General features: G+C 70.6%; 18 protein-coding genes. 12 read left to right on the top strand and 6 right to left on the bottom strand.

The features are described from left to right. The first annotated feature begins 12 nt into the window (after positions 1 to 12). From VB738_RS01790 to VB738_RS01780, 3 genes are all read left to right on the top strand, one after another. Positions 13 to 2439: a glycogen/starch/alpha-glucan phosphorylase gene (locus VB738_RS01790; RefSeq protein WP_323304106.1), complete on the top strand. Its 2427-nt coding sequence runs from the start codon at positions 13 to 15 to the stop codon at positions 2437 to 2439. A 30-nt stretch (positions 2440 to 2469) separates the two neighbouring features. Continuing rightward, entirely contained in the window at positions 2470 to 4584 is a 2115-nt protein-coding gene (locus tag VB738_RS01785) for a transglutaminase family protein (RefSeq protein WP_323304105.1), read from the top strand. Between the two features lie 199 nt (positions 4585 to 4783). Next, positions 4784 to 6919: a putative bifunctional diguanylate cyclase/phosphodiesterase gene (locus VB738_RS01780; protein WP_323304104.1), complete on the top strand. Its 2136-nt coding sequence runs from the start codon at positions 4784 to 4786 to the stop codon at positions 6917 to 6919. Between the two features lie 11 nt (positions 6920 to 6930). Here the strand turns inward: VB738_RS01780 and VB738_RS01775 are convergent, their stop codons facing one another. Further along, entirely contained in the window at positions 6931 to 7407 is a 477-nt protein-coding gene (locus VB738_RS01775) for a hypothetical protein (protein WP_015110109.1), read from the bottom strand. 302 nt (positions 7408 to 7709) lie between these two features. Between VB738_RS01775 and VB738_RS01770 the strand changes: the two genes are divergently transcribed. The 4 genes from VB738_RS01770 to VB738_RS01755 are packed head-to-tail and all read left to right on the top strand — an operon-like array spanning position 7710 to position 10802. Beyond that, complete coding sequence (locus VB738_RS01770) at positions 7710 to 8591, top strand: CsgG/HfaB family protein (protein ID WP_323304103.1); 882 nt, start codon at positions 7710 to 7712, stop codon at positions 8589 to 8591. Positions 8592 to 8648: 57 nt separating this feature from the next. Then, positions 8649 to 9110 carry a nitrate reductase associated protein gene (locus VB738_RS01765; RefSeq protein WP_323304102.1) on the top strand — a complete coding sequence of 154 codons (462 nt, stop codon included), beginning with the start codon at positions 8649 to 8651 and terminating at the stop codon, positions 9108 to 9110. Next, the gene (locus tag VB738_RS01760) at positions 9107 to 9715 is read left to right on the top strand and encodes a molybdenum cofactor guanylyltransferase (RefSeq protein WP_323304101.1); all 609 of its coding nucleotides are present in this window, start codon (positions 9107 to 9109) and stop codon (positions 9713 to 9715) included. The genes VB738_RS01765 and VB738_RS01760 overlap by 4 nt, the downstream gene beginning before the upstream one ends. A gap of 10 nt (positions 9716 to 9725) precedes the next feature. Then, a complete protein-coding gene (locus tag VB738_RS01755; protein WP_323304100.1) occupies positions 9726 to 10802 on the top strand; it encodes a GTP 3',8-cyclase MoaA in 1077 nt (358 codons plus the stop codon). Here VB738_RS01755 and VB738_RS01750 read toward each other — a convergent pair. Then, a complete protein-coding gene (locus VB738_RS01750; protein ID WP_323304099.1) occupies positions 10787 to 13603 on the bottom strand; it encodes an MGH1-like glycoside hydrolase domain-containing protein in 2817 nt (938 codons plus the stop codon). The two genes, VB738_RS01755 and VB738_RS01750, sit on opposite strands and share 16 nt — an antisense overlap. Continuing rightward, positions 13593 to 15860 carry an FdhF/YdeP family oxidoreductase gene (locus VB738_RS01745; RefSeq protein WP_323304098.1) on the bottom strand — a complete coding sequence of 756 codons (2268 nt, stop codon included), beginning with the start codon at positions 15858 to 15860 and terminating at the stop codon, positions 13593 to 13595. The genes VB738_RS01750 and VB738_RS01745 overlap by 11 nt, the downstream gene beginning before the upstream one ends. A gap of 123 nt (positions 15861 to 15983) precedes the next feature. Between VB738_RS01745 and VB738_RS01740 the strand changes: the two genes are divergently transcribed. After that, positions 15984 to 16433, top strand: a complete 450-nt coding sequence (locus VB738_RS01740; RefSeq protein WP_323304097.1) for a VOC family protein — start codon at positions 15984 to 15986, stop codon at positions 16431 to 16433. Here the strand turns inward: VB738_RS01740 and grxC are convergent. Beyond that, the gene (gene grxC, locus VB738_RS01735) at positions 16430 to 16696 is read right to left on the bottom strand and encodes a glutaredoxin 3 (RefSeq protein WP_106219572.1); all 267 of its coding nucleotides are present in this window, start codon (positions 16694 to 16696) and stop codon (positions 16430 to 16432) included. The genes VB738_RS01740 and grxC overlap by 4 nt on opposite strands. 122 nt (positions 16697 to 16818) lie before the next feature. Between grxC and VB738_RS01730 the strand changes: the two genes are divergently transcribed. The 4 genes from VB738_RS01730 (at position 16819) to VB738_RS01715 (ending at position 20346) form a co-directional block, all read left to right on the top strand. Continuing rightward, on the top strand, positions 16819 to 17160 hold the full coding sequence (locus VB738_RS01730; protein WP_323304096.1) for a YciI family protein: 342 nt from the start codon (positions 16819 to 16821) through the stop codon (positions 17158 to 17160). A gap of 1 nt (position 17161) precedes the next feature. Next, on the top strand, positions 17162 to 18397 hold the full coding sequence (locus VB738_RS01725) for an RNA polymerase sigma factor (RefSeq protein ID WP_323304095.1): 1236 nt from the start codon (positions 17162 to 17164) through the stop codon (positions 18395 to 18397). A 65-nt stretch (positions 18398 to 18462) separates the two neighbouring features. Continuing rightward, complete coding sequence (locus VB738_RS01720; RefSeq protein WP_323304094.1) at positions 18463 to 19932, top strand: S1C family serine protease; 1470 nt, start codon at positions 18463 to 18465, stop codon at positions 19930 to 19932. A 99-nt stretch (positions 19933 to 20031) separates the two neighbouring features. Further along, on the top strand, positions 20032 to 20346 hold the full coding sequence (locus tag VB738_RS01715; protein ID WP_323304093.1) for a DUF1971 domain-containing protein: 315 nt from the start codon (positions 20032 to 20034) through the stop codon (positions 20344 to 20346). Here the strand turns inward: VB738_RS01715 and VB738_RS01710 are convergent. Together VB738_RS01710 and katG are read right to left on the bottom strand one after the other, a co-directional pair. Further along, the gene (locus tag VB738_RS01710; RefSeq protein ID WP_323304092.1) at positions 20334 to 21305 is read right to left on the bottom strand and encodes a hypothetical protein; all 972 of its coding nucleotides are present in this window, start codon (positions 21303 to 21305) and stop codon (positions 20334 to 20336) included. The genes VB738_RS01715 and VB738_RS01710 overlap by 13 nt on opposite strands. A gap of 5 nt (positions 21306 to 21310) precedes the next feature. After that, positions 21311 to 23533, bottom strand: a complete 2223-nt coding sequence (gene katG / locus VB738_RS01705; protein ID WP_323304091.1) for a catalase/peroxidase HPI — start codon at positions 23531 to 23533, stop codon at positions 21311 to 21313. Between the last annotated feature and the right edge of the window lie 136 nt (positions 23534 to 23669).

Below are 23669 nucleotides of genomic sequence, written 5' to 3'. Positions count from 1 at the left end.
CCGCCCGTCCCCATGGCCAGCCCCACACCCGCCCCGTGCCCGCCCAAGGGCCAGGCCCTCCTGGAGGCGATGCGGCGCCATCTGTTCTCCAGCCAGGCCAAGTCCGCCTCCCTGGCCACCATCCACGACCACTACGTCTGCCTGTCGCTGGCGGTGAGGGACATCCTGCTGACCAGCTGGGTCGACACCGCCGACACCTACACCAGCCAGCACGTCCGCACCGCCACCTACATGTCGGCGGAGTTCCTGCTGGGGCCCCACCTGGAGAACAACCTGGTGAGCCTCGGGCTGCGGGAGGAGGCCGCGGCCGCCTGCGAGGCCCTCGGCCTCACCCTCGAGGAGATGCTGGCGGAGGAGCCGGAGCCGGGCCTGGGCAACGGTGGCCTGGGCCGGCTGGCGGCCTGTTTCCAGGAGTCGATGGCCACCCTCGAGCTGCCGGCCATCGGCTACGGCATCCGCTACGAGTTCGGCATCTTCCGCCAGCAGATCGGCCCCAACGGCCAGATGGAGAGCACCGATCCCTGGCTGGCCCGCGGCAATCCCTGGGAGGTGATCCGGCCGGAATGGAGCTATCCGGTGCTGATCGGCGGCCAGACCGTGATCGGCGTCGCCTACGACACCCCGATCCTGGGCTACGGCGTCCACACCGCCAACACCCTGCGGCTGTGGTCGGCCCAGGCGCCCGACGCCTTCGACTTCGCCTCCTTCAATGCCGGCGACTACACCCGGGCCGTGCTCCACAAGGTGCAGTCGGAGACCCTCTCCAAGGTGCTCTATCCGAATGACGAGCTGGAGCAGGGCAAGCGCCTGCGGCTCAGCCAGCAGATCTTCTTCGTCTCCTGCTCCCTGCAGGACATGTTCCGCATCCTCGGCAGCCAGGGGATTCCGGTCACGGAGTTCCACCGCAAGTTCGCGGTGCAGCTCAACGACACCCATCCGGCGATCGCCGTGGCGGAACTGATGCGGCTGCTGATTGATGTCCACGGCGTCGACTGGGACACCGCCTGGAGCATCACCACCGCCACGATCAGCTACACGAACCACACCCTGCTGCCCGAGGCCCTGGAGGCCTGGGGACTGGAGCTGTTCCAGCAGCTGCTGCCGCGCCAGCTGCAGATCATCTTCGAGATCAATGCCCGCTTCCTGCGCACCCTGCGCATCCGCTTCCCCGGCCAGCCGGAGCTGCTGGAGCGGCTGTCCCTGATCGAGGAGGGTCCGCACCGCAAGGTGCGCATGGCCCATCTGGCGGTGGTCGGCAGCCACACGGTCAACGGCGTGGCGGAACTGCACAGCCGCCTGCTCAAGGAAAACCTGTTCGCCGATTTCGCCCGGGTGTGGCCGGATCGCTTCACCAACATCACCAACGGCGTCACGCCGCGGCGCTGGCTGGCGGTCGCCAACCCGCCCCTGGCCGCCCTGCTCAACGACGCCATCGGCACCGACTGGTGCCGCCACCTCGACCAGCTGCGCAAGCTGGAGCCCCTGGCCACCGATGCCGGCTTCCTCGAGCGCTGGCAGGGGGTGCGGGAGCAGGCCAAGGAGCGGCTGGCCGCCACGATCCGCCAGGACACCGGCGTTCTGGTCGATCCCTCCTCCCTGTTCGACGTGCAGGTGAAGCGCATCCACGAGTACAAGCGCCAGCACATGGCGGCGCTGCAGGTGGTGGAGCGCTACCTGCGCCTGCGGGCCGGGGAGGACCTGCCGCCGCGCACGGTGATCTTCGGCGGCAAGGCGGCCCCCGGCTACGCCATGGCCAAGCTGATCATCCGCCTGATCGTGGGGATGGCGGAGATCATCAACATCGACCCCGCCATGGACGGACGCCTGCGGGTGATCTTCCTGCCCAACTTCAGCGTCAAGCTGGGCCAGAAGATCTACCCGGCGGTGGACCTGTCCGAACAGATCTCCACCGCCGGTATGGAGGCCTCCGGCACGGGCAACATGAAGATGTCCCTCAACGGCGCCCTCACGATCGGCACCCTCGACGGGGCCAACATCGAGATCCGGGAGCGGGTCGGTGACGACAACTTCTTCCTGTTCGGCCACACCGCCGAGCAGCTGGCCGCCATCAACCGCAACGGGTACCACCCGATGCCCTGGCTGGAGAACGACGCCCTGGCCAAGGAGGCCATCGACCTGATCGGTTCGGGCCACTTCAGTGAAGGCGACCGCGACCTGTTCCATCCGCTGCTGGCCAACCTCTGCAGCAGCGACCCCTTCCGGGTGATGGCCGACCTGGGCGACTACCGCCGCGCCCAGAACGAGGTCGACAGCGCCTGGTGCGATGCGGGACGGTGGAGCATGATGTCCGTGCTGAATACGGCCCGCTGCGGCTTCTTCAGCAGCGACCGGTCCATCCAGGAGTATGCCGATCGCATCTGGAAGGTGGCCCCGGTTCCTGTCAATGCCTGCAGCGTGATTCCCAGCCCGTCCCCATGAGCCTCCCGCAACCCGCATGAGCTGGCCCGCATGAGCTGGATGGACAGGGTGGCCGAGGCGGCCGAGTCCCGCCTGAGGGCCGCCGGCATCCAGCTCACCCTCGGCGGTGAGCCCACCCTGGTGCCCCTCGAGCCGGAGGGGCCGGAGTGGAGTGTCACCGCCGATGGCCCCACGAAGCTCCCGATCGCCCGGGCCATGGCCCGGGACCTGCAGCAGCGGGTCTGGCCCGGCAGCACCCTCCTCTACTGCCCCGGCAAGCGCTACGACGGTGAGGTCAATCCCCGCTGGGCCCTGCGCCTGTTTCTGGGCGACGACGGCACGGCGCCGGTGCGCTGGCCCGGCCTCTGCCAGCCCGGCCTGGAGGGAGCACCGCTGACGGCCGAGGCCGCCCCGGCCTGGCTGGAGCAGCTGGGCGCCCGGCTGGGCCTCGCGCTCCAGCCCGTGGCGCTGCGGGACCCGTTTGAACCCGAGCGCCGGGTCTGGGCCGCCCCCCTGAGCGTGGCGCCGCCCGAGGCGGACGACCCGGCGGCGGCGGTGGCCTGGGCGGTGGCGCCCTGGCCCCTGGCGGAGGACCTGAGGCTGCTCACCGGCGCCCCCGGTCCCGCCGGCCTGCGCCTGCCCCTGGAGCACCTGCCGGAGGACGTGCCCCGTCAGGTGCTCACCCTGGAGGTGGACCCCGACGGCTGGGAGCTGTTCCTGCCCCCCCTGGAGCGGGAACCCCTGCGCCTGCTGCTGCAGGCGGTGGCCGACAGCCTCGGCGGTCTGGCGGCGCCGCGGCTGAGCGGCGTGCTGCCCCTCGATGCCGGTGAGCGCTGGCAGGTGCTGGGCCTGACGGCCGACCCCGGCGTGCTGGAGATCAACCTGCCCGTCTGCCACAGCTGGCGGCAGTACCACCAGTGGCTGCAGCGGCTGGAGGAGGTCGGCGAGCGGCTGGGGCTGCGCAGCTGGAAGGACCTGGGTGACGGCCGCCAGGAGGGGACCGGCGGCGGCAACCATCTGCTCTGGGGAGGCCCCGACCTGGCCCACCATCCTTTCTTCTCACGGCCGGCCTGGCTGACGGGGATCCTGCGCTACTGGCAGCGACATCCGGCACTCGCCTACCTGTTCTGCGGCCCCGGGGTGGGCCCGGCTTCCCAGTCACCCCGGCCGGATGAGGCGATCGGCGAATGCTTCGACCTGGAGCTGGCCTACCGCGCCATCGAGCAGGCGGAGGGCCAGCCCTCGGCCGAACCCTTCGGCGACGTCCGGGGCCTGATCGGCGAGACGCTGCGCCATCTCCACGCCGACCGCAGCGGCAACAACCACCGCAGCGAGATCAGCTTCGACAAGTTTTGGAACCCCGGAGCCCCGGCCGGCTGCCTGGGCCTGGTGGAGTTCCGGGCGCTGGAGAGCCTGCCCCGCATGGCGTGGAGCAGCACCATCGCCCTGCTGTGGAGCGCCCTGGCGGCCCACCTGCTGGAGCCCCGCCACCGGCCCGACCGGTTGCACGACTGGGGTTCGGCCCTGCACGACCGCCAGCTGCTGCCGAGCCAGCTGTGGGCCGACCTGGAGGCCATCCTGGCCGACCTGGCGGCCGATGACCTGCCCCTGGATCCGGCGCCGTTCCGGGCCATCTGGGAGTGGCGTTTCCCGCCCCTGCTGCGCTGGCAGGCGGAACACGGCGGCGCCGGGACCGTGCCAACCCTCGAACTGCGGCCGGTCCCCGAGCCCTGGCCCCTGATCTGCGACACCCCGGTGCAGGGAGGGTTCACCAGCCGCTTCATCGACGGCTCCCTGCGGCGTTTCGAGGTGGTGGCCAATGCAGCGTTCCGCCGCGACTGCGGGCTGTTCATCAACGGCCGGCCCCTGCCGCTGGAGCGCGATGCTGACGGGGCCGGCCCACCGCTGGCGGTCCGCTTCCGCTTCCAGCGGCTCTACCCGTGCCTGCATCCGGCGATCGAGCCCCACATGCCCCTTGAGCTCCTGGTGCGCTCCCCCGCTGGCGATCAGGTCTTCCACCTGCACCCGGACGGACACCGGTTCGATCCCGTTGCGGAGCCGCTGGCCGGGCCGTTGCCCGGGGCTCCCCCCTGGCGGGGACGCCAGCGCCCGACGGATCTCACCATCGACCTGAGGATCGAAGGAGCCGCTGGCCGCGGCAGGTAAGCGCCGAAAACCAAGTGTGGCAGAGCGATCAGGGCACCCTGAATTCTTCTCTTTCCCTCACTTTTGAGGCCCTGGGATTCCCATTTCTCCAGTGTAATCTTCAGGAATAAGGCCGTCGCCCCGCCACGCTTCAGTCCGGCAGGGGGTTTTCTTCCCCATCCTGGTCAGCAATGAAAACGCTGCCTAAGATCTCTCGTGAATGGAACCGTCAGTGCAATCCTTCTGGTTCAGCACCCCGGCGGAACAGGGGCTGATTCCTTGCGTCGACAGCGTCGGCGATGCACTGCGTTTTGCCGCCGATCTGGGCAGCGATGATCTTGTTGTCCTTGATCTGGCCAGTGGCCATTTCATCGACTGCAACCGTTCGGCCCATGAGCGGCTCGGCTACGCCCGGGAGCATTTCCTCACCCTGAATCCGGCCGCCATCCAGGCGGATGAGGAGCTGGCCGACGATCTGATGCGCGATCAACTGCGGGCGATGCGGCAGCAGCCCAGGGGCAGTTTCGCCACGCGCCACCGGGCCCGATCCGGCGCCTGTCGGGATGTGTCCGTGAGCTATCAGGTGCTCGACCTCTGTGGCCGGCTGGTGGCCCTGGTCAGCCATCGTGACCGCACCGAACTGGACACCGCCCTGCGGGAGAGCACCCGGCTGGGCTCCCTGCTGCAGGAGGCTGAGCGGCTCACCCATGTGGGCAGCTGGGAGCTGAACCACCGCACCGGAGAACTGCTCTGGTCGAACGAGACCTACAGCATCTTCAACACCGCCCCGGAGCGGACGGCCCCTTCCTACGCGTACTTTCTGGGGACGGTGCACCCCGAGGACCGCACCCTGGTCGATGCCACCTTCCGGGAGTCCTTCCGCACCGGCCGGCCCTACCGGATCGAGCATCGGCTGCTGCTCGGCGACGGCCTGCTCAAGGTGGTGCTGGAGCGGGGGCGCACCACCCTCGGCGACGACGGTCAGCCCCTCACCACGGTCGGCACCGTCCAGGACATCAGTGAACAGCACGAGATCCAGCAGCGGCTCGAGCGCATCGCCTTCGTCGATCCCCTCACCCGGCTGCCTAACAAGGCCGCCACCGTCCGCCAGCTGGCCCGCCTGCTGGGCACGGCCGGCAAGGAGCGCGGCATCGCCCTGATCAACCTCGATCTCGACAACTTCCAGTCGATCAACAACAGCCTGGGCCATGAAATCGGCAACCAGGTGCTCCAGGCCAGCGGCAGCTGCCTGAGGCACCTGATGCGGCCCGACGACTGGCTGGCCCGGGTGGGCAGCGACGAATTCATCCTGCTGCGGCCCATGGCCATGGCCGACCCGCTTGAGGCCCTGCAGTGGGCGGAGCAGATCCGGCGCACCCTCGGCAACACCCCCGGCATGGGCACCGGACTGGCAGTCCAGCCCAGCGCCTCCCTCGGGGTGGCCCTGGCCCCCGACCACGGCTCCGATCCGGACACCCTGCTGCGCTGCGCCAACACGGCCCTGATGGAGGCCAAGCAGCACGGCAAGAACCAGCTGCGCTTCTACACCCCGGAGATCAGTCTGCAGCTGCGCGAGCGCCTCGAGCTGGAGCTCAGCCTGGGCCGGGCGATCGATCGGGAGCAGCTGCGGCTCTTCTACCAGCCCCAGATCGATCGGGGCGGCAGCCGGATCGCCGGGGCTGAGGCCCTGCTGCGCTGGCGTGATCAGAACGGCCGGATGGTGTCCCCCAACGTCTTCATCCCGCTGGCCGAGAAGACCGGCCAGATCCACACCATCGGTCTCTGGGTGATCGAGGAGGCCTGCCGGCAGCTGCAGGCGTGGCATCGCCAGGGGCTGCGGCCCGGAAAGCTGGCGATCAACATCTCGCCGCTCCAGCTGGGGGCCGAGCATCCCTCCCTCTCCGAGCTGCTGGCCGGGGCGCTGAGCGCCTACGACCTCGTCCCGGAGAACCTTGAGCTGGAGATCACCGAAACGGCCCTGCTGAACGATCCCGAGCGTGCGGGTGAGCAGCTGCGCCAGCTCGCCGAGAGCGGGTTCAGCCTGGCGATCGATGACTTCGGCACGGGGTACTCCTCCCTGGCCATGCTCCACGCGCTGCCCCTGGACAAACTCAAGATCGACCGCTTCTTCGTGGAACGCCTGGGCAATGACGACGCCGACCTGGCCATCGTCAAGGCCACCATCGTGATGGCGAAGGAGCTGGGCCTGATGACCCTGGCCGAAGGGGTGGAGACGGCCGAACAGCTGGGGATGCTGCGGAGCCTCGGCTGCGATCAGTTCCAGGGTCACCTGCTGGGCCGGCCGATGCCCGCCGAGTCCTTCGGCGCCCTGCTGGCCGGTGCAGCGGCGGCCTGAGGGCCACCCCCTTACCAGCTCACCCCGTGGAGCTTGGGCAGCGGGGCGGTCTTGGAGGTCACAGCGAACAACCGGGGGATGCGGTGGCTGTTGTAGACGCGGAACTCGCGCACCACGCTGGCGCCCTCTTCACGTACGGCCTGGTTGAGCACCAGGGAACCGTCGGGATCGGAGACGGAGCGGTGGAAGGTGCCGGGGGGAATGCGCAGGATGTCGCCGCCGCAGTCGAGGCGGACGATGTGATACGGGTAGTTCCAGCCGAGGTTGACCAGGAAGAAGGTGCGGCCGCCGTGCATGGCGAGCAGGTTGTCCTCCTGGTGAGGGTGGAGATAGAACTGCCAGCTGCCGGTCTCCTGGCAGTCAGGCGGGCTCACCGCCGGACCGGAGTGGACCACCAAATCCCGCTTGTTGGAGCTGGGTACGGTGATGTCGAAGAACCGCACCGATGGGGTGTCGCGGAACTTCTCGTAGGGGATCAGCTCGAACATCGGAGCGGGCCTAGGACCCTGGCTGGCCCCGGAGGGCCGGTGATCCTGCAGCTCGTCTCTCGACGGGACGGTGGCGGTCATGGGAGCGACTTCGTGAGAAGCCTCTGCGGTCTCTTCAGTGAACCTAATCCTGGCGGGGTCCCACGGTGAGATCGGCTACGAAAGCCCGTGGGGCCTGGACCAGTTCCAGCGCCGGAGTGCCTGCCACCCCACCGGGGCGGAGGCCCCAACCGTTTCCGGAACTTGCTTGAATGGCGGCCGCAATGAGCGGCCCCGATGGGCCAGGTTCAGGACGGAGCGCCATGGCCCCATCGTTGATCGTGCGGAGACTGACCCCGGCCCCTGTCGTCAGAGTCGTCGCCCGCCATCTCGCCTTCGGCACCGTCCTCGCCGGCCTTCCGCTCACTGCGCTGGCCCAGAGCCGCCAGGCGGTGGCCCGTCCCACCGTGTCAGTGCCCGCCTTCAAGAACACCGTGACCCAGCCCACGTGGTGGTGGCAGGGGCCCGTGGCCGATGATCTGGCGGCCGCCCTGGCCAATGAGCTCCAGGGCACCGGCACGCTGCAGGTGGTGGAGCGGCGGCAGCTGAAGGACGTGCTCTCCGAGCAGGAACTGGCAGAGCTGGGGATCGTCAAGCGAGGTCCGGATGCCGCCAGCAAGGGACAGATGCGCGGTGCGCGTTACATCGTGCTTGGCACGGTCACCTCCTACGAAACCAACGTGGAGCAGAAGCAATCGGGCAGCAGCTTCGGTCTGCTCGGCTTCGGCAAGCGCAACCAGGATGTGGAAACCAAGGACTATGTGGCGATCGACATCCGCGTCGTGGACAGCAGCACCGGCGAGGTGATCGGGTCGCGCACCGTGGAAGGTCGGGCCAGCAACACGGCCAGCGCCAGCTCCAGCGGCGTGAGCCTGCTGCCAGCGGCCGGCCTGGCCCTCTGGATGGCACCCAACATGGGTCGCACCGGCCAGGCCCTGACCGGAGCGGCCGGCACACTCAATTTCGGCAGCAACCAGTCCCAGGCCCAGCGGACCCCGGCCGGCAAGGCGATCCGGGCCGCCCTGATCGACGCCTCCGAGTACGTGAGTTGCGTGCTGGTGCCCCAGGGGGACTGCCTGGTGCGCTTCGAGCAGCAGGATCAGCAGCGCCGCCAGCGCACCAGGGGCGTGCTGCAGCTGGACTGAGCTCCGGGGCCCGCCCCACGGCTTTCTAGGGTGTGGGTCCCCCAAGGGTCCGGCTCCATGGGCCGCCACGATCACTGTTTCGGCTTCGAGGCCGACTTCGTCGATCATCTGCGTTGCATCCCCATGGCCGTGCGGCGCAAGCTCGACCTGATGGGGGTCAAGCTGAAGCTGGTGCACTGGAGCGACCTCGACGAGGGAGAACGGCAGCGGCTGCTCGACTGGCCCGATGATCCCGAGGCCCTGGCGGCCCTGGACCACTGGCTCGAGCGACGCACGGCCGCCATGGCCGCCGGCGTCGCCGGCCGGCTGCAGCCCGCCTGCGGCGCCCCCTGGCAGCAGGATCAGGCCCCCCCGGAGGTTCTGCTCGCCTCCTGCCGCCAGCTGGGGCTGACCCTGGCCCCCCACGCCTGGGGGGAGCTCGATGAGCTGCAACGCTTCGCCCTGGTGAAGCTCTGCCATCCGGGCCACGAGCACCGCAACCTGCCGCGGGCCCTGGCGGAATTCGGCTTGCTGGCATGAACGGCCTGCGGGCCTGCCTGCTCAGCGGCGGCGCCAGCCGCCGCATGGGCACGGACAAGGCCCTGCTGCCCCATCCCGCGGGGAGGACCTGGCTGGAGTTCAGCCTCGGGCGACTGGCGGCGCTGCCGCTGCCGATCACCCTGCTCAGTCACCACCGGAGCCACCACGCCCTGGCGCGGCCCCTGCGGGACGGGCTGGGCCAGCCGATCACGGTCCTGGAGGAGCCGCCACCCCGGGAGGGGCCGCTGCTGGCCCTCGACCGGCTGATGGCGCACCACCCCGGCCAGGGCCTGCTGCTCTGCCCCGTGGACATGCCCTGGCTGGAGGTCGCCACCCTCGAGGCCCTGGTGGGGGCCGCCGCCGCCCCGGCCGCCACGGGTCCCGCCGCCATCCATCTGGCCCATGACGGCCGGCGGCTGCAGCCGCTGCTGGGGGTCTACCCGGCCCATCCCGGCCTCCACCGCCGGCTGCAGGCCTTCACGGCGGCGGGGGGCCGGCGCCTGCAGGACTGGCTGGCGGCCGAAGCGGTGGTGCCGGTGCTCCTGCCGGCCGCGGGGCTGCGTAACGCCAACAGACCCGACGACGCCACCGGCCTGTGGCCCTAGCTTTCCTGCCATGGCGGAGCGTCCCCTGGATCTGCATGGCCGGCCCCTGGGGGTGCTGCGGCTGTCGTTGACGGCCCGCTGCAACCTGGCCTGCCCCTACTGCTGCCCGGATCTCGAGGACCCGCCCGACCTGCTGACCCTGGCGGAGCGGGTGGCTCTGGTGGAGGCGACCGTGGGCCTGGGGGTGCACACCCTGCGCCTCACCGGCGGTGAGCCCCTGCTGCACCGGCGGCTGGAGGAGCTGATCGCCGCCCTGCAGCCGCTGCGGCGGCGTGACCCCGCCGATCCCCGCGGTGCCCTGCGGGAGATCGCCCTCACCAGCAACGGGGTGCTGCTGGGCGCCGAGCGGGCCCGGCAGCTGAAGGCGGCGGGGCTCGACCGGATCACCCTCAGCCTCGATGGCACCGACGGGGCCAGCGTGGCGCGCATGGCCGGCCTTGGGGGCGCGGCCGCCGGCGAGGCCGTGCTGGCGAAGGTGCTGGCGGCGATCCGGCACGCCAGGGAGGCGGGCTTCGATCCGGCCCTCGGTGCCGTGAAGCTGAACGCGGTGATCACCCGCACCGGCAATGCCGACCAGCTGCTGCCCCTGGCGGAGCTGGCCCGGGAGCAGGGGCTGGAGCTGCGCCTGATCGAGTTCATGGACGTGGGCAACCGCAACGGCTGGGCGCCGGAGCAGGTGCTGCCGGCGGCCGAGATGGTGGCCCGCATCGGGGCGGTCTGGCCGCTGGAGCCGGTGGGACGGGCCCCCCACGGCACCGCCGGCCGCTGGCGCTACCGCGACCGCGCCGCGGCTGGTGCCGGTGCCGATGGCGGTGCCCACCTGGCGGTGGTGGCCTCGATCACGGCGCCCTTCTGCGGCGACTGCAACCGGCTGCGGATCACCGCCGACGGGGTGGCCTACAGCTGCCTGTTCGCCGCCGCCGGCACCGACCTCAAGCCCTGGCTGCGGCCCGGCGCCGATGCCGCCGCTCTGGAGCAGGCGTTGCGCCACCTGTGGCTGCAGCGCCGCGACCGCTACAGCGAGGAGCGGCAGGAAGCGGTCGACCAGCGGCCGGTGCCGGCGGAGATGGCCTACCTGGGGGGCTGATCGGCGTCCGATGTCTCCCCGGCCGTGTGCAGGCCATGGTCCTGGATCAGCTGGGCCACCAGGCCGGTCCAGCCCGTCTGGTGACTGGCGCCCAGGCCGGTGCCGTCATCGCCGTGGAAGTACTCGTGGAACAGGTGCAGGCGCTGTCCGTCGGCATCGGTGAGGAAGGCGGCGGTGGCGCCGTAGGCCGGTGGCGGCTCGCCGGGGCGGGGCAGGAACAGGCCGACGAGCCGCTCGCTGATCAGGCCGGCGGCCTGCTGCAGGCTGAGCCATTGGCCGGAGCCGGTGGGGCATTCCACCCGGAAGCCGTCGCCGGCGTAGCGGTGGAACTGCTGCAGGGCCTCGATCAGCAGATGGTTGACCGGGAACCAGACCGGGCCGCGCCAGTTGGAGTTGCCGCCGAACAGGCCGGAGCGCGATTCCGCCGGCTCGTAGCCCACCCGGTGCTCCCGGCCTTCGAAGCGGAACACGTAGGGGTGGTCGGCATGGTGGCGGGAGAGGGAGCGGATGCCGTGGTCGCCGAGGAACTCGGCCGGATCGAAGAGGCGCTTCAGGATGCGCCGGAAGCGGTCCTCCGCCACGAAGCGGTTGGGGCTGAGGTAGGTGAGGGCGAGCAGGCGGCGGGCCTTCTGCCCCCTGGTCTCCATGCAGGCCACGTTCACCTTGAGATCGGGCCGGTGCTGGATGAACCACTCGAGCCGCGCCCGGAAGGCCGGCAGCCGCTCAAGCACCTCCGGTTCGAGGATGGCGATGGCGAACAGGGGAATCAGCCCCACCATCGAGCGGATTTTCAGAGGCAGCCGCTGCCCGTCGGGCAGATGGAGCACGTCATGGAAGAAGCCGTCCCCGTCGTCCCAGAGGTGGTGGCCGCCGTCGCTTCCGGAGGCATTCATGGCCGCGGCGATGTAAAGGAAGTGCTCGAAGAACTTCGTCGCCATGTCCTCGTAGACGGGATTCTCCTCTGCCAGCTCCAGGGAGATGCTGAGCATGTTGAGGCAGAACATCCCCATCCAGCTGGTGCCATCGGCCTGCTCGATGAAGCCCCCGGTGGGCAGGGGGGCGCTGCGATCGAACACCCCGATGTTGTCGAGGCCGAGGAAACCGCCCTGGAAGATGTTGTTGCCCTCCGCGTCCTTGCGGTTCACCCACCAGGTGAAGTTCAGCAGCAGCTTCTGGAACACCCGCTCCAGGAACGGCCGGTCGCCCCTGCCGGTGGCCCGCTTCTCCAGGCTGTACACCTGCCAGGTGGCCCAGGCGTGCACCGGCGGGTTGACGTCGCCGAAGGCCCACTCGTAGGCGGGCAGCTGGCCGTTGGGGTGCATGTACCACTCCCGGGTCAGCAGGTCGAGCTGGTGCTTGGCGAAGCCGGGATCCACCAGGGCCAGCGGCACGCAGTGGAAGGCCAGATCCCAGGCGGCGAACCAGGGGTACTCCCAGCCATCGGGCATGGACAGCACGTCGTCGGCATGGAGGTGCTGCCACAGGTGGTTGCGACCGTGGCGGCGGGCCGGTGGCGGCGGGGTGGCCGGATCCCCCGCCAGCCAGTCCCGGATCACAAAGAGGTAGGTCTGCTTGCTCCAGAGCAGGCCGGCGAAGGCCTGGCGCTGCAGCTCGCGTCGCTCCGGGGGCAGCCCGGCCGGGTGCAGGCCTGCGTAGAAGGCGTCGGCCTCCCGCTGCCGCCTCTGGCAGATGGCCTCGAAACCGGCGCCGAGGGGATCCTCCGTGAGCCGGCGATCCACCAGCCGCAGCCTCACCTCCCTGGTTTCCCCCGCCGCCAGGGGCAGGACGTAGTGCAGCGAGGCCTTGGTGCCGATGCCCTCGGGATTCACCGCGTCCCGCGCGCCCGCCACCACCCGGTCGTTGATGCCGTCCTTCACGTAGGGGCCGGCATTCGCGGCCCCGAACAGCCGCCGGGCGTTGGTCTCGTTGTCGGTGACCAGCAGTTCCGGCTGGCCGCCCTCCGACCCTTCGGGAGCGGCGGCCAGCTGCTCGGCGTGGAACCAGAAGGCGCCCATCGCGGGGTGGGTCGCGGCGAGGGTCCGCCACGGCACGGGGCGGGAGGGCCCGGAAGCCGTCGGGGCGTCCTGGGCCTGCGGCTCCGGCGGAACGGGCCGGATCGAAGGGCGCGGTTCGTCACCGCCCCAGCTCCAGGTGTTGCGGAACCAGAGGGTGGGCAGCAGGTGCAGGGTGTGGGGATCGGGCCCGCGGTTGGTGACGCGCAGGCGGATCAGGAGGTCGTCCGGGGCCCCCTTGGCGTAATCCACCTGGACGTCGCAGAAGCGGTCGCCGGCGAAGATGCCGGTGTCGAGCAGTTCGTATTCGGGGTCGTCACGGCCGCGGCGGCCGTTCTCCCCCACCAGCTCCTCGTAGGGGAAGCGCCCGTGGGGGTAGCGGTAGAGCGCCGTCATCCAGCTGTGGCTGGGGGTGCTGTCGCGGTGGAAGTAGATCTCCTTGACGTCTTCGCCATGGTTGCCCTGGGGGCCGCTGAGCCCGAACAGCCGTTCCTTGAGGAAGGGGTCGCGGCCGTTCCAGAGGGCGAGGGCGAAGCAGAGGCGCTGGTGGTTGTCGCAGACGCCCAGCAGGCCGTCCTCCCCCCAGCGGTAGGCGCGGGAGCGGGCCTGCTCGAACGGGAAATGCTCCCAGGCGTTGCCGTCGGCGCTGTAGTCCTCCCGCACCGTGCCCCACTGGCGGTCGCTCAGGTAGGGACCCCAGCGGCGCCAGCGGGCTTCGCGGCGATCGTCGGCGGCGAGCCGCTCCCGCTCCGCCGCCGCCGCCTCCCCCTCCGGGGATTCAGCCGCCATGGCCGACGGCCACCGGACCCCGCACCAGCACCGGCACCCGCTTGAAGGCCGGGGTGCCGCAGCGGGGGTCGATCACGGCCTTCATGATCGCGTTCACCTCCGGGTAGAACATCAGCGCCGCCCCCTCGCGGATCTCGCCCGGGATGATCTCCACGCCCTCCAGGGCGCCCGCCTCCCCCTGCACCGTCACCCGCTGGTGGGCCGCCAGGCCGCAGCGGCGCAGGTCGGCCCGGTTCATCAGGATCGTGTGGCGATGGGGCATGCCCCGGTAGCTGTCGCCGGCCTGGTAGACGACGGTGTTGTGCTGGCCGTAGCTGCGGGCCGTGATCAGGGCCAGCACCAGGCCGGTTTCCCCGGGCCCGAGGCCACCGAAGTGCTCCGCCTCCGGCAGCGTGAGTTCGGGCATGGGGGTGGGCGCCACCCGGGCCCGGCCGCTGGGGGTGGGGAAGGCCGGGGTGTCGAACAGGCGCCCCTCGACGCTGAATTCCTGCCGGGTGGCATCGATGCGGGCGATCGGGCCGTAGCCGGGCACGGTGCGGCCGATCAGTTCCCGCACGTAGGACGGATCCTGCAGCCGCCCCCAGTCGATCGGATCGCTGCCCATCAGCCGCCGGGCCAGTTCGGCCAGGAAGGCCACCTCGCTGATCAGGTCGGCGCTGCGCAGGTGGGTGGCGCCCGGCTCGTTGAGGCGCACGTAGTTGTTGCCCGATTCGGTGGTGGTGCGGTGCGGCGTCTCGAAGCGGTTGAACACCGGCAGCACCAGGGTCTGGCGGGCCGCCAGGCCGTGGAAGTGGCCCTGGTTGGGCTTGGTGGCCAGGTACAGGATCGTGTCGATGCGGCCGAGGGCGCGCTTCGCCTCGCCGCTGTCGGGGTTGGCGCCCCAGAGGTTGCCCCCCAGGCACAGCAGGCTGTCGACCCGGCCGGCATCAGCGGCCTCGATCAGGGCGCGGGTGTCGTAGCCGGGCACCCGGCTCAGGGGCCGGCCCAGCAGTTGCTCGAGGGCCTGCTGCATCTCCGCCCGCAGCTTGACGGTGACCCCCATCGAGCCGAAGCCCTGCACGTTGGAGTGCCCCCGGATCGGCATGGTGCCGGCGCCGGGCCGGCCCACGTTGCCGCTGAGCAGGGCGGTGTTGGCGATCGCCTGCACGTTGTCGATGCCGTTGGCGTGGTGGGTGATCCCCATCGCCCAGGCGAACACCACGCCCCGGGCCGCGGCGATCACGGCGGCGCTGTGCTCCAGCTCCTGGCGGCTGAGGCCGCAGGCGCCGGTGATCGCCTCCCAGGAGGTGGCCTCCAGCTGCTCCAGCAGCGCTTCCCAGCCCTCGGCATGGGCGGCCAGGAAATCGCGCTTCACGGCGCCGGCCTCCAGCAGGGCTTTCTGCAGCCCCAGGAACACGGCCGTGTCGCTGCCCGGCACGGGCTGCAGGAACAGCGAGGCGATCTCCGAGCCCGCCAGCATCGAGCGGATCGGGAAGGCGGGGGAGCCGAACTTCAGCAGCCCCACCTCGATCACCGGGTTGATGACGATCACCGTGCCGCCCCGCTGGCGCAGCTTGATCAGCTCGTTCATCAGCCGCGGGTGGTTGGCCGGGGCGTTGGAGCCCACCAGCACCACGCAGTCGGCCTGCTGCAGGCTCTCCAGGCTCACCATCGAGGTGCCGGAGCCGAAGACGGCATTGAGCCCCACGGTGGAGGGGGCGTGGCAGAGGTCGGAGCAATCGGCCAGGTTGTTGGAGCCCATGGCCCGCAGCAGCAGCTGCAGCAGGTAGGCGGCCTCGTTGGAGGAGCGGCCCGAGCTGTAGGAGGCCACCCGCTCCGGCGGGCGCCGGAAGGCGGCCTCGGCGATGGCGAACACGTCGTCCCAGCTGATGCGCTCGTAGTGGCTGCGGCCCTCGCGCAGCAGCAGGGGGTGGCTGAGGCGGCCGAGGCGGTCGGCCTCCATCGAGGAGAGCTGCTGGAGGTCCGCCAGGCTGCGGGTGCCGAACACCCCCTCGCTCACCGCCGGCTGCAGCTCGGCCATGATCGCCTCGACGCTCTTGAGGCAGCGCTGCAGCGGCTCCCCCAGCTCGTCGACGAAGCCGCCGTGCTGGCCGCCGGTGCCCCAGGCGCAGGAGAGGCAGGCGCTCTTGTGGTTGAGGGTCTGCCAGAGCTTCGGCCCCCGGGGGCTGAGGGTGGCCTTGGCCCAGCCGTCGATCAGGGGCCAGCCGCCGCCCTGGCCGGGCGTGGCGGCATCGGCGGGGCTGGCGTTGTCGCTCATCGGGCCGGCCGTAGGTGACCCTCACTCTGGCCGCTGGTCACCCCTGGTGGGGGGCCTGCGGCTACCTCCGGAAGGTGCCGGGCCCAGCGAGAGTGGGGGGAGCGTTGGAGCGAGGCAGCGTCCATGATCCGGCATTTCGACCACGTCACCGTCGTCGTGCGGGACCTGGCGGCGGCCCGGCGCTTCTTCGGCCTGCTGGGCTTCGTTGAGGACAAGGCCGTGCTGATCAGCGGGCCCCAGTTTTCCGACTACATGGGGGTGGAGGGCATCGAGGCCGACCACGTGACCCTTGTGCTGGCCGGCGGCACGCCGCGGCTGGAGGTGCAGCTGCTGCACTACCGCCACCCGGAGCCCCTGCCCGAGCCGGCCATGGACAACCTGGCCCGGGTGGGGTTCAACCACATCTGCTTCGCCGTCGACGACCTGGAGGCCACGGTGGCCCGGCTGCAGGCCGGGGGTGTGGAGCTCCGCAACGCGGTGATGGAGTTCCACCACCGCAAGCTGGTGTTTCTCCGGGGTCCGGAGGGCATCACCGTGGAGCTGGCGGAATGGAAGGGCGACAGCGCCGCTTAGCTGGCGACCGCCAGCAGCGCATCCAGCCGGCCCTGGCGCTCGAGGGCGTAGAGGTCGTCGCAGCCGCCCACATGGGCGTCGTCGATGAAGACCTGGGGCACCGAGCGCCGGCCGTCGCGGCCCCGGGCCACCATCGCGTCACGGGCGTCCTCGTCGCCGTCGATCACGTACTCCTCGTAGGCCACACCCTTGCGGTCCAGCAGCTGCTTGGCCCGGATGCAGAACGGGCAGAAGCGCCAGGTGTAGATCTCGACCTTGGGCATGGAGGGCACACGGGGTGGGGCGGAACGGGTTGATTCTGTCGAAATGGCGGCCTGCCGTCCGTCATGGAGATGACGCACGCCTTTCGGGAGTGTGTCCCCCACCAACCTTTCGAGTGCCCACCATGCAGTACGCCGTTCTGATCTTCGAAAGCGAGCAGGACTTCGCCGACCGTCCCGGCCTGATGCCGGCCTACGCCGCCTACTCCCAGGCCCTGGCCGAGGCCGGCCACATGGCCGGCGGCGAGGCCCTGCAGTCCCCCCACACCGCCACCACCGTGCGCCTGCGCCACGGCGAGCGGCAGGTGCAGGACGGGCCCTTCCCCGACAGCAAGGAGCAGCTGGGCGGCTTCTTCCTGATCGATGTGCCCGACCTCGACGCCGCCCTCACCTGGGCCGCCCGCTGCCCGGCGGCGGAGCGCTGCGCCGTGGAGGTGCGGCCGGTGCTCGCCATGGCCGCCCCCTGAGATGGAGGGGCGGCGGGCGGCGGAGCTGGCGGCACGGCAGTCCTTCGGCAAGCTGGTGGCCTGGCTCACCGCCCGCTGCGGCGATGTGGCGGCGGCGGAGGACGCCCTGGGCGATGCCTTCCTCGCCGCCCTGCGGCGCTGGCCCGTCGAGGGGGTGCCCCGTGCGCCCGAGGCCTGGCTGCTGGTGGTGGCCCGACGGCGTCTGATCGACCGGGCCCGCCGCGACCGGACCCTGGAGATGCTGCTGCCGGAACTGGACGCCGTGGCCCCCGGCACGGATCCCGAAACTCCTGAGAACGCCATGGAGATTCCCGACGAGCGGCTGCGGCTGCTGTTTCTCTGCGCTCACCCGGCGATCGATCCGGGGATCCAGGCGCCGCTGATGCTCCAGACCGTCCTGGGGCTCAACGCCGGCCGCATCGCAGCAGCCTTCCTGGTGGCGCCGGCCACCATGGGCCAGCGGCTGGTGCGGGCCAAGGCCAAGATCCGCGATGCCGGCATCCCCTTCGTGCTGCCGCCCGCCGAGGCGCTGCCGGCGCGCTCGGCGGCGGTGCTGCAGGCGATCTACGCGGCCTACACCAGCGGCTGGGATGGCCGCGGCGAGGCCGGCCGCGACCGGGGGCTGACCCAGGAGGCGGTGCTGCTGGCGCGGCTGTGCGCCGACCTGCTGCCCGAGGAGCCGGAGGCCCGCGGCCTGCTGGCCCTGCTGCTGCACTGCGAGGCGCGCCACGGGGCCCGGCGGGCCGCCGACGGCAGCTACGTGCCGCTGCTGGAGCAGGAGCCGGACCTATGGGACCGTGCCCTGATCGCCGAAGCCGAGGCGGCCCTGACCCAGGCCTCCCGGGCGGGCCGGCCCGGGCGCTTCCAGCTGGAGGCGGCGATCCAGTCGCTCCATGCCCACCGGGCCGTCAGCGGGATGGTCGACTGGCCGGCCCTGCTGGGGCTCTACGACGCCCTGCTGGCCCTGGCCCCGAGTGCGGGGGGACGGGTGGGCCGAATGGCCGTGCTGGCCGAGCTGGCCGGCCCCGCCGCTGCCCTGGGCGAGCTGGAGGCGCTGGCCACCGCCGAGCCGGCCCTGGGGGACCACCAGCCCTGGTGGGCGCTGCGGGCCGACCTGCTGCAGCGGAGCGGCCAGGCCGACGCGGCCCGGCAGGCCTACCGGCGTGCCATCGACCTGGCGGACGATCCGGCCGTGCGTGCGTTTCTGCGGCTACGGGCAGGGGCCGAAAGCGCCTGACTTGACGCAGCTGAAACCTGAAGCCAGGCTGAATTGTCAGGGTCACTCCCCTCGAAGGACGGACGATGCGGCGTTGGACGGACCGAACGCGTGATCGGAGTCAACGGGCCGTGCACCGCCGAGGCAGCCGCTTGGGTGTGTTGCTCCTTCTGCCGGCCCTGACGTTTGCCGGCGGTTGCTCCCGGGCCGTCGACAACATCGACGAAGTGAAGGCGGCGACGGTTCGGATCCTGGCTGAGGGCCCCAGGGCCGAAGCGGCGGAGAACGGCGAGATCAAGATCGGGACCGGTGGGGGCTCCGGCAGTGGCTTTCTGGTGTCAGGTGATGGGCTGATCCTCACCAATTATCACGTGGCGATGAACGCCCCCAATCTCAAAGTCTTTCTGAATGGAGATCCCACACCTCGCAGTGCGTCCCTGGTCGGGGCGTCGCAATGCAACGACGTGGCCTTGCTGAAGATCGAGGGTCGGGATCTTCCTTTCTTCGAACTGGACGTTCGCCAGCCGATCAAGGAAGGGGACTCACTTTTCCTGGCTGGTTTCCCCAGGGGAACTGAAACCTACACCCTCAAGCCGGGTGCGGTGAGCACTCTGAAGAGCACGGTGAATCTTCCTTCGGCCGTCCTGACGGAAGCCTTTGAGCATTCCGCCGACTCCCAGCCCGGCAACTCTGGCGGGCCCGTTGTGCGGCCCAACGGCAAGGTGGTGGGTATCCATTTCGCCGGTGCCAGGGACTATAAACAGCCCCTGGCGATTTCCTCCCGGCTGGTGGCCAATCTGCTGCCATCCCTGCGCCAGGGGAAGGATGATTCCCTGGGCATCGGCATCGACGGCTCCTACCGTGGAGCCATCACCGGATTGCTGGTGGCGAGCGTGAAGGCGGGTTCGCCGGCGAACCTTTCCGGGGTGGAGCCCGGGGATCTGATCACCTCACTCCAGAACGTGGCGGTCAAGCCGGAGAACTCCGTGCCGCAGTTCTGCGAAACCATCGCCTCCCGAGGTCCGGATCAGCCGCTGATGGTGGAGCTTTACCGGCGGGCCGATCGTCAGATCCTGGCGGGCCCCCTGGGCAAGGCTGATCCGCTGCGAACGAAGACGAGCTTCACCTCCTTTTCCTTCGCTGGCTACGACATGTTGGTTCCCACCAACTGGAGCCGTAGCGATCAGGAAACGGTGGGCGAGGGAGACCGCGTCTACGTGCGTAGGATCGCGGCCCCCGATCCAGGGGCTTTCAACAAGAGTTATCTCGCTAACGGTGTGGAAATAAGAATCTCCAGGCATGCGCAGAAGATCAACGGTCGTGACATTGCGGACCTCAATTCGTACTGCCAGGGCGAGGGCAAGGAGGCCACGATCAGGAACGGCAGCATCACCACCTATGTCTGGGATGGCTGCCGAAAAAAGGCCTCGATCATGTTGGCGATTACCAGTTCATCCAGGGACCCTGCCTATGCGCTTGGGCTCCTCACCCAGCTGGAGCGCAACCTGGACATCACGGAACGGCAGGTGATGGTTGATTCCATCAACCTCCCCTGAGCAGCCGCTGTGTCGATCAGCAGCAGGCCTGCCGGCGCGCCATCGACCTGGCGGACGATCCGGCCGTGCGAGCGTTCCTGGGGCCACAGGCAGAGACCCATGCACGCTGATCTGCCCACCGGCCTGACGCCCTACAAACGCACACCCACCTTTGACGCCGAGACCGTGCCGGCGGGTCTGCGGGCGCAGCACAGCACCAAAGCGGGGGTGTGGGCCCGGGTCGTGGTGCTGGAGGGCTCGCTGCCGTTCCGGTTTCTGGAGCCCGACGAAGAGCTGGTGGTGTTGACGCCCGAACGGCCCGGCATCGTGGCACCCACCCAGCGGCACCAGGCTGAACCCGGCCCCGGGGTGCGGTTCTACGTGGAGTTCCACCGGTCTGAGCCGCCGCTCCCGTCGGCGCCTCAGACCGCCTGACGCGGGCGGATGCCGTACTGACGGCGCACCTCCTCCAGGGGCAACGGGAAGTCGTCCCAGGGATCCCAGTCGCTGATCAGGTCCCGGGTGACGCCGAGGCCGTGCTCCAGGCCGCGGAAGATCACCTCCGGATCCGCCTGGCCGGTTTCGGCCGCCGTGACGGGAGTGGAGCCGATGCCCAGCTGGAACTGGGCCAGGGCGAACAGGATCGTGAAGAAGGGGTCGTTGCGGCCGAAGCCGGCCTGGAAGCCGAGCACACCGCATTCCTCGCTGGGGCTGGTGCCGTAGCCGCCGAGCACGTGGCAGCAGTCGTGGCGCACCACCGGGGGGGGCGGCCCGCCCAGCTCGCCGGGAACGCTGAAGCCGTTGGCATCGATGAAGGCCAGGTAGGCCCGGCCGAGGCTGCCGTGGGGCAAGTCCGCCAGGGCCCGGTAACGGCGGGCCAGGGCGGGATCCTCCCGCTTCAGGATCGAGCGGGCGATCTGCAGGGCGCCGGCAGGGCCCTCGTCGTGCAGGTAGGCCGCGGCGGCCCCCCGCTGGAATCCCCGCCGCATGATGTCGAGGCGCACCAGGTTGAACTGGTGCTCCAGCACGTGGCGGAACGCCCGCACCGGGGCGTCGTCGATCGCCAGCGCCCGGGCCGTGGCCTCGAGCCGGGCCAGCCGGATCTCGCCGGGTTCGTCCTCCAGCAGGGCCAGCACGGTCATGCCCCGCAGGATCCGCTCGCGCCACTCGGGCTCCGGCACCGCCGCCGCCAGCTGCTCCGGCGTAAGCGGCTCGAGCTCCTCGAGCCGAATGGGCAGCCGGATCAGGTGGTCGCGGATGGCCGTGATCGTGCGCAGGGCGATGGGGCTGGGCGGCCCGTCCATGGACGCGATCGCCAGCAGGCTGGCGAGGCCGGCCCGGCCGATGGCCTCGCGGCGTTCCGGAGGCGGTTGTGCGGCGAGGAGGGGGTTCATGGCGTTCAGGCCAGCTCGAAGCGGTCCAGGTCCATGACCTTGCTCCAGGCCGCCACGAAGGCGGCCACGAAGCGCTTACCGGCGTCGGCGGAGGCGTACACCTCGGCGATCGCCCGCAGCTGGGCGTTGGAGCCGAAGATCAGATCGACGCGGGTGGCGGTCCAGCGCAGGTCGCCGGTGTGGCGGTCGCGGCCCTCGAAGCTGTCCTGGGCCTCGGAGGTCGCTGTCCAGGTGGTGCCCATGTCCAGCAGGTTCACGAAGAAGTCGTTGCTGAGGGTCTCGGGGCGGTGGGTGAAGACGCCATGCCGTGATTTGCCGTGGTTCGCATCGAGCACCCGCAGGCCCCCCACCAGCGCCGTCATCTCCGGGGCGGTGAGGGTGAGCAGCTGGGCCCGATCGATCAGCAGCTCCTCGGCGGAGGCCGGCAGGCCCGGCCGCAGGTAGTTGCGGAAGCCGTCGGCCTTCGGCTCCAGCACGGCGAAGGAGGCCGCGTCCGTCTGCTCCTGGGAGGCATCCATGCGCCCGGGGGTGAAGGGCACCGTCAGCGCGTGGCCGCCCCGCCGGGCCGCCTCCTCCACCGCGGCGCAGCCGCCCAGCACGATCAGATCGGCCAGGGAGATGCGCTTGCCGTCGTGGCGGGAGCCGTTGAACTCATGGCGGATCGCCTCAAAGGCCTCCAGGGCCCGGGCCAGTTTGGCGGGCTGGTTCACCTCCCAGTCCTTCTGGGGGGCCAGCGCCAGCCGGCCGCCGTTGGCGCCGCCGCGCTTGTCGGAGCCGCGGAAGCTGGCGGCCGCGGCCCAGGCGGTGGCCACCAGCTGGGAGATGGGCAGCCCCGCCTCCAGGATCCGCCCCTTGAGGGCGGCGATGTCGTCAGCGTCCACCAGGGGATGGTCGACGGGCGGAATCGGGTCCTGCCAGAGCATCACCTCCTCCGGCACCAGGCTGCCCAGGTAGCGGGAGCGGGGCCCCATGTCCCGGTGCACGAGCTTGAACCAGGCGCGGCGGAAGGCCTCCCCCAGCTGCTCGGGTTGCTCGTGGAAGCGCTTGGAGATCTCCAGGTAGGCCGGATCGACCCGCAGGGACAGATCGGTGGTGGCCATCATCGGCGCGTGGCGCTTCGACGGGTCGTGGGCATCGGGCACGGTGTCCGCCGCCGCCGGATCGGTGGGCCGCCACTGCCAGGCCCCGGCCGGACTCTTCTCCAGCGCCCACTCGTAGCCGAACAGGTTGTCGAAGTAGCCGCCGTCCCACTGGATGGGGTTGGCGGTCCAGGCGCCCTCCAGGCCGCTGGTGATCGTGTCGTCCCCCTTGCCGCTGCCGAAGCGGTTGCGCCAGCCCAGGCCCTGCTCCTGGAGGCTGGCGGCCTCGGGTTCCGGCCCCACCAGATCCGGATCGCCGGCGCCGTGGCACTTGCCGAAGGTGTGGCCCCCGGCGATCAGGGCGACGGTCTCCTCGTCGTCCATCGCCATGCGGGCGAAGGTCTCGCGGATGTCCCGGGCGGCGGCGAGGGGATCGGGCTCGCCGTTGGGCCCCTCCGGGTTCACGTAGATCAGACCCATCTGCACGGCCCCGAGCGGGTCCTCCAGCTCGCGGTCGCCGCTGTAGCGCCTGTCCCCCAACCATTCGGTCTCCGGGCCCCAGTCGATGTCGATCGGCGGCTCCCAGACGTCCTCGCGGCCCCCGGCGAAGCCCAGGGTGGGCAGGCCCATCGATTCGATGGCGCAGTTGCCCGCGAAGATGATCAGGTCAGCCCAGGAGAGGGCGCTGCCGTATTTCTGCTTGATCGGCCAGAGCAGCCGCCGCGCCTTGTCGAGGTTGCCGTTGTCGGGCCAGCTGTTGAGCGGGGCGAAGCGCTGGGTGCCGGCGCCGGCGCCGCCACGGCCGTCGTGGATGCGGTAGGTGCCGGCGCTGTGCCAGGCCATGCGCACGAAGAACGGCCCGTAGTGGCCGTAGTCGGCCGGCCACCAGTCCTGGGAGGTGGTCATCAGGGCGAACAGGTCCTGCCGCAGGGCCTCCAGGTCGATCGTGCGGAACGCCGCGGCGTAGTCGAAGCCGTCGCCCATCGGATCGGCCTGGGGCGCGTGCTGATGCAGCACCGCCAGATTCAGCTGCCGCGGCCACCAGTCCCGGTTGGAGCGGGCCCCGGCGGTGCTGCCCCGGAGGGTGCCGTGCAGGAAGGGGCATTTCCCGCCGGTGTCGGCACCGGACGGCGGGGACAGTCCTTCCATCGGCGGCTGCAGCGTCTGCGCTGAATGTAGGAATGGAATTCCGGCCGGTCAGCCCGCATGTCACGACGCCAGCCAGGCGGCGGCCACCGCGGCGAGAATCGCAGGGTCAACCGCAGGGACAGCGGCGTCGGCTGCT

The organism is Cyanobium gracile UHCC 0139 (assembly GCF_034931325.1).
GTDB lineage: Bacteria > Cyanobacteriota > Cyanobacteriia > PCC-6307 > Cyanobiaceae > Cyanobium > Cyanobium gracile_B.
Note: the sequence above shows the minus strand (reverse complement) of the source record. Positions and strands in the feature narration are given on the sequence as shown.